The organism is Arsenophonus nasoniae DSM 15247 (assembly GCF_000429565.1).
Classification (GTDB): domain Bacteria; phylum Pseudomonadota; class Gammaproteobacteria; order Enterobacterales; family Enterobacteriaceae; genus Arsenophonus; species Arsenophonus nasoniae.
Genome location: NZ_AUCC01000124.1, coordinates 1 through 5,864 on the forward strand (window position 1 = coordinate 1; position 5,864 = coordinate 5,864).

Here is a 5,864-nt window from a genome sequence, read left to right on the forward strand (position 1 = left end):
GAAAGCAACTTATTGAAAATAATGTTAATAGTTCCATCCTTTGACCATCTGTTGAAACGGTTATAAACGGTTTTCCATGGGCCGTAACGTTCAGGTAAATCACGCCATGGGGCGCCTGAACACAGTATCCAGAACATGCCGTTGACGATTTTGCGATGTTCTGCCCACGGCCGACCGACCCGCGAAGATGTCAAAACGGTTGGCAACAAGGGCTCAATGATTGCCCATGCTTCATCAGAAAGATCGTAGCGAGCCATAATTCAAAGTATCGTAGAAACAGATGGATACTATAGCTCAAGCAATTAAGGGACACAGCCTAGTGGATATTCTTGCTGAAACAAAATTATACTTTGGTTTAAATAATCCAGAGGAAGTTTGCTTTTTTTCTCAACAGGGATTAGGCGAACTAGCTAATCCTTATGATCCCAATGGCATTGCTAGTGAAACAGCCATAAACTTAGCAAGAAGCGCTATAAATGCCACTGTGACAACTTACCAGCAGGGGGATCATCAATTACTTCCATTATTATCGGATAGTATCAATAAATATTATGCTTTAGCAGGCAATAATAGAAGGTTAACTAAATTTAATTATAATAATGAAATAAATCAACTGTATTTAAACAATGTTCCTATTGAGCAAAATCTTTTAATGGATATTGTAACAGATAAAATCGATATCAATAAAAATAATGATAAATATTGTTATCACTTACAAGGCTATTTAGTCGATGAAAATGATTTGCTGGACATTAATAAAATAAATCAAATTAAATATGATCCAATTTTAAGTCAAAAAGTAAATAATTACTTTGAACAGAATAAATATAGTAGTAGCAATAGACTAATTGAATGGCGTAAACTTTTTTTAAACAGCGAATTACCAACAGTACAACAACAAGCCTATGATACAAAAATATTATTAGAAAATATTGCTTATCGGCCAAAAATAATCCATTCACTGAGTAATTATTCAAATAATTTATTGTCGCAGCTATTTTTATATTCAGATGGAACTATTAATATGCGGGAATTGATGACACTAATTCATGATCATCAAGCATTAGAAAACTTAAAAATGGTATTAATAGAGTTATCAGCTATTGATAAACGTAGCGAATTAAGTCAATTATCATTATCGCAGGCCCTAGCAAAAAGCCAGCAATGGCATAACTATTATTTTAGTAATATTGTAAGTTTAGCTAATAAAACGGATACAAAATCAATTCCGTCATTTAATATAACCCTTAATCCTCTGGTTCATGCATTTTATTTTGAGCAAAATAATCAATTAGCAAAAAATCTCGCTTTTTTGTATGCTTATAGTGAAAATAACACCAAAAAATTTAGTGAATTGTTACAATATCATCATAGCTTATTAGAAATTTCGACAAAACGATTATTATCAAATGAAGAATTGATGTTTTTACAAAATTTCGATAATGTATTCAACTATATTAATTTTCTTTTTTCTCAATCTAAGGCTGTTAATGAAAAAAATGTTAATCAATTAATAGAATTATCAATTGGTAAGTATCAGTTAGTCATTGATAATTATGTTTTCACTGTTTTGAAGCAGAAAAAAATAGATGATTTTTATTCTTATACTATATTTGATCCGAGAATGGGAGAAATAAAATTAGATTTTGTCACAACAGAAAATTCCTATGAAAAACTATTATACTTTATGCGGATGTACCTGGATGATGAAATTATTATTAATAATAAAAAATATTATCGTTATCAAATGTTAGGCATTAAAAAAAATGCCCAAAATAATTATTCTATTAAGTGGTATGAAGTAGAAAATGATGCAATATTAAATTATAAACTAGCAAAATTGACTGAACAATTACCGATAAAAAAAATCAGTTTGAAGAGCAAATTTTAATTAAAATTGGTGAGATAGATATTCCTCTTACAATATTACAACAAGCAGGGGCATATATAGATAATAAAAAACTAACATTATTCTCAGTTAGAAACGTTACTGATTGGCAAAATAAAATACAGTTTGATGTCGTCACGTTGAATGACTACCTTAGTTTTTATCAACCAACTAAAGATAATATTAATTTCATCAAAATTTTAAAACAAAAATTGAGTGTCAATAAGAATTATCAACAGCTATTGATTAATCGTAACAATTTAAATGATTTTGCGGTTATTATGCGGCGCTTAGCTGATATTGATAACCATACAGCACAACAAGTTATCGATAAACATTTTGCCCAAAAATTACAGCAAGAACTATCTCATTTACCTCGCTATGCTTCAATTGTTAATAAATTTTCTCATACGATGCAAATAGTGAATATCATACAATTAATTTCTTCAACCCAATCTACTATTATGCAACTTAATAATGCTAATTTAGTTGATGATCAACGTAACATATTGGAAGATAATTTGATTGTTGCCTGGGCTGCGAGCATAACAAATTTTGGTGATCAGGCTATCCAGCCATTATTATTTAAAGCTGTTTATCGCATGAGAGGCATAGGTAGTGAAGCCAGTACCTTCGCAAGTCGGGTATCAGCTGGCATCACACTTGCATCAGCAGGATTTGATCTTTATTACTCCTATGAAAATTTTAATCAACTAAATCGTGAACAAGATTCGGCTATTCGGCAGGATATGATTATTAATGGGACGTTATCGCTACTTAATGCCGGAATCAGCGTTTCAACCGCTCTTGCTATTTTTGCGGGTTCTTCTTCTGCTGGGCCTATTGGGGTAGCTATTGGCACAGGTTTGATGTTAGGCGGAATGTTTTATAATTCCTATCGAACTGTGGAACGCATTAAAGAAAAAGTTGCATTGACAACATCGGAAACATTGCAAGTGGGTTTTGCAGCAGCTTTGGGATTGCAATTGCAATCTTCAGTGAGAAATAAGTTATTGAAACAACAAACTGAGTCAGCAATCAAAGCTTATCGGCAACAGCAAGAAAAAGATTTTTTTCAACAACTATTAAGACCACATGATTTTAATTTAAGTATTTTTATTACAGAAACAGAATTAGTTGAAGAATTACCTCTATATTATTTATTTGATAAAATTAATAACACTTATTTGAGTAAACATAAAGATAGTCTTTCTAAATATACTTTTGATTATTTAAGGAATAATTTAGATATTGCTACACTCTCAATTAACCTATGGAAACAACAGCAGATAGATGACACTATAGAGATTACAAGCCGAAAATTTACTAAAGAAGAAGTAGAGAAAATTATTCAGCAGTATCCAAACCGATATCAAGTGCAAGTAGCCAAGATAAAAACTTATATTCCTAATTATTCAATTGCATCGGATGAAATACTCATATTAAATCGAGAATTTGATAACTTACTAAAAAAATTAATTAATCATCATAGATTCAATAATTATCAATTTGATGTTGATCAGAGTAAAGTTATTTATTCGTTGCCACAAACTCAGCAGCCTGTATATGTTTACGATAATTTAAATAATTATCTGTCAAAGGATAATCTAAGAAATTATTTAACAGGGGTGAATTTTAATTTTGCTAATGGTGATGATATTATTGTCGGATTTGCATCAATTAAAAATCAATTTATTTGTTATAACGGCAAAAAAATATTTATTGGTGGTGATAAAGATGATTTTTTTATTTTATTAAGCGATAAGTTAGATAAGTATGAAAATAAATATTTTCATGGTAGTCAAGGTAACGATACATTGTATATTGCACAATTACCTTATCAATCATCAATGGCTACTGATAATCATCAACAACTAACTAAATATTCAAATGTAGTAGCTGGAACAGTAATTAATTTAGAGCATGGTACATTAAGGTATCTCAATCAGGTCTACCTAGATGATTTTGATGATCTGCAATCATTAATAAAGAAAAATTATACCATGGGGATTTGCGCAGATTTAGTCAGTATTGAACATGCTATAGGTGCAAAAGATGTACAAGATCTCATTTTAGGCAATGCCGAGGATAATTTACTGAATGGTAATGGTGGAAAGGATATTTTATATGGCTTTTCTGGAAAAGATACTCTGGTATTAAATAATGGTTATGCCAATGGAGGAGAGAAAGAGGATATTTATATTATTGAACGTTATCATTGGCAAGATTATCAGGAATTATTGCCATGGAGAAATAATAATTATCTTTGGAACCCAGAAGATCAAGATTGGATAGATTTATCAATAAATAGCGTAGTGTTGCAGTCTGGATATAATTTTGATGCTAATATTGTAATCGATGAAATTGAAAAAGGGAGTGGAAGTGTCGTAGAATTACAATACACACTTGATGAAATTATAGAAGTAAATTTAGTTGATAATGATATTCATATTAAATTATTATCAGGAAAAACTCAGCTTCATGATCAAATGAAAGAGAGTTATACCAATTTAAAATTAAAGAATGTCTATCGAAATATAGATGACAAGCAACTCATTAATCATGAATATATCATAAAAACAGTAGACGGTTTTTTATTATCACAAAATTTACCTAAGGTATTAAAAAAAACAGAATCTATTGATAAAATTTTTGAAATTATGTATTTTCCTGCATTGGATAAAGCCAAAAAAATTAATAGCGTTGATCCACTTGACATCAATTTGGCTAATAATAGTATCATGAAGTTTGGTAAAAGTTATTTATTACCTACAATGATAAAACCAATGCTGATGACGAGTGATACCTTACAAACTATTTTTCATGGTGATAAATTTAATAATTATTTTACTAGCATAAAGAAAAATAGTTATATTTATTTTTCTCATGGCCTGGATATATATCTTATTGATAATTTAATGACAACAGGAAACATTGATGACAGCATAATATTTGATTTTAAAGAAATTGCTAACACATATACTAATGAAGATATATTTATTATTATCTTAAAAGATCATAATGGATATGATTTTAATTTTGTTAATAACAACCTGTATTACCAAGGATCAGTAAGACTACCAACCATTAAGTTTGTTAATAATTTTGGTGATTTTTATGGTAAAATTTATCTGTTAGATAAAAATAATCAATATTTTTTTATTAGTTATCAAGACAATAAATATCAAATTACGCCTTGTACCACAGTACAAATACCGTCAGAATTTGATGACAATATTTTTTATCCTAAAGGTTATTCTCAAGTGATAAAAGTTAACTTATCTGCAGGTAATGATATATTAACCGATATGAGTGAAACTGGAAAAATTATTTTAGCTGGGGATGGTAATGGGAATGATATTATTTCAACCGGTGATGGTAATGATATTATTATATCAACGCAAGGCAATAATATTATTGATGCCGGTAAAGGGAATAATATTTTAGCGATAAATCATGGTACAGGTGATATAAATGTATTGCTCAATGAAGGAAATAATAAAATTTTTATTCAAGGCTTAGGTGGTGGTGCTGTATTTGACTATCGAGATAATGATTTAGTTATATCATCACGTAATAATAATAATAAAATAACAATTTATGATTATGAAAAATATAAAAACAAGCTTGAAATTAATACTTCTTTAAATAGTGACATATTATTTGATGAAAAAGATATCGCTTTATTAATCGATGTGGCATCTTCTTTTCAGCAAAAAAATAATGAATTTATAATTTCTAATCTGACTGTAAATGAAAAAAATATAGTTAATCAGCTATTTCAATATAATAAAATGAATTAATTTTTTAGAGTAATTTATCAAAAATAACTGGTTGTTATTAAATTAATTATATTATATTTTTACTATATAAAATATACTATATAAAATATAAAATATAAAATATAAAATATAAAATATAAAATATAAAATATAAAATATAAAATATAAAATATAAAATATAAAATATAAAATAT

At 28.4% G+C, this 5,864-nt stretch carries 3 protein-coding genes; 2 read left to right on the forward strand and 1 reads right to left on the reverse strand.

Annotated elements, in window-relative coordinates:
• A partial coding sequence (locus G468_RS0115740) for an IS5 family transposase (RefSeq protein ID WP_026823664.1) occupies positions 1–257 on the reverse strand: 257 nt, incomplete at its 3' end.
• A 23-nt stretch (positions 258–280) separates the two neighbouring features.
• On the opposite strand from G468_RS0115740, the gene G468_RS0115745 reads away from it, so the two are divergent.
• A complete protein-coding gene (locus tag G468_RS0115745; RefSeq protein ID WP_135677736.1) occupies positions 281–1,891 on the forward strand; it encodes a hypothetical protein in 1,611 nt (536 codons plus the stop codon).
• Positions 1,892–2,310: 419 nt separating this feature from the next.
• Positions 2,311–5,691: a hypothetical protein gene (locus G468_RS0115750; protein WP_155847013.1), complete on the forward strand. Its 3,381-nt coding sequence runs from the start codon at positions 2,311–2,313 to the stop codon at positions 5,689–5,691.
• Positions 5,692–5,864: the final 173 nt, after the last annotated feature.

What these genes read in the sequence shown, in the direction of transcription:
- G468_RS0115745 (WP_135677736.1), top strand. Translation starts at nt 281, where the DNA reads ATGGATACTATAGCTCAAGCAATTAAGGGACACAGCCTAGTGGATATT.